Source organism: Reyranella sp. (assembly GCF_017305915.1).
In the GTDB taxonomy this organism is placed as follows: domain Bacteria; phylum Pseudomonadota; class Alphaproteobacteria; order Reyranellales; family Reyranellaceae; genus Reyranella.
In genome coordinates this window covers 1-1,224 of record NZ_JAFKJN010000001.1, presented here as the reverse complement: position 1 = coordinate 1,224, position 1,224 = coordinate 1, and the positions used below count along the sequence as shown (strand labels likewise).

The window sequence follows — 1,224 nt, the reverse complement described above, 5'->3', positions numbered from 1 at the left end:
GACCTGGTCGCCGAACACGTCATAGCTGTTGGCGACGACGCCGCCGTCGGGATGCCATTCCTTGACCACCAGCGCCGCGCCGTCACCATAGCCGGTGCCGGCGAGCAGCTGGCGCGTGGTCTTCACCCCCGAGCCCGTCCACACGCTGTTGGCGTCCTGCGTCCCGATCAACCGGCCCGAGATGTCGTAGAACATCCGCTCGGTCGGGCGGGTGCTCGATACCGTGCCGTTCTCGGCCGTCACCGCGACGCTCGGCCGCTGGATCTGCGTCACTCGGCCCATCGTGTTGTAGCTGTAGTCGGTCTGCCGGCCATAGGCGTCGGTTTCCCAGGCCAGCTCGCCGAACGCGGTATAGCCCCGCGCCGTCGCGATGTTCTGCACCGCACCGCCCACCGCGGTCTGGCGCTGGATCTGCACTGCCTGCACCGCCTGGCCGCGCCCGTCGTACACGGTCGCGCTCGCGGTGACGGTGCCACCCGCGATCAGCGCGATCGCCGAGGCTTGCGACAGGCCGGACAGATCGGTGCTGCCGTTGCTCTCGATGGCGAGCGTTTGCCGCCCGGCCTTGTCATAGGCATGGATCCGCCACACCCCGTCGCCCGCGTTGGACGCGACCAGGTGCCCGGCAGTGTCGTAGCGGAACTGCTCCTGCCACCCGCCATTGGTGCCGCGCGCCGTGATCGCGCCGAACGCATCGTACGCGCTCTGCGTGGAGCTGACTTCGCTCCAGCTGCCGCCCGCGATCGTGTTGATCGCCTGGCGCACGACATTGCCGGCAAGGTCGTACTGGTAGGAGATCCCCTCGGTCACCAGCGTGCCGGCGCCGAGCGATCCGCCATTGCCCAGCTCGCGCGTGTAATATTCCCCGACCTTGCGGCCGGCGGCATCGTAATAATAGCTGCGCGTCTGCCCCAGCGCGTCGCTCACCCCGGTCAGCCGCCCGGCCCCGTCATAGAGGTTGGTGCTGATCCGGTCGTTGCCCGACAGCGATGCATCGCCCTGCCGCGTCACGGTGAGCTGGCCCAGCCCGTTATACTGGTAGCGCACCGTCGGCGTCACGCCATTGAAGCCCGGTCGCGCCTCCTGGATCAGCCGCCCGGCATTGTCATAGCTATAGGTGGTGACGTCGCCCGTCGCCTCGGTCTTGGTCCGGACCTCGCCCAGCGCGTTGTAGCTGTACTGGATGTCCGCCCATCTGCCGCCGCCGCCGACGAGCTGGCCATT

Annotated in this window: 1 protein-coding gene; it reads right to left on the bottom strand. The window is 68.5% G+C overall.

Annotated features, from left to right (window positions below; translation table 11 throughout):
* A partial coding sequence (locus J0J01_RS00005; RefSeq protein WP_296378027.1) for a hypothetical protein occupies positions 1-1,224 on the bottom strand: 1,224 nt, incomplete at both ends.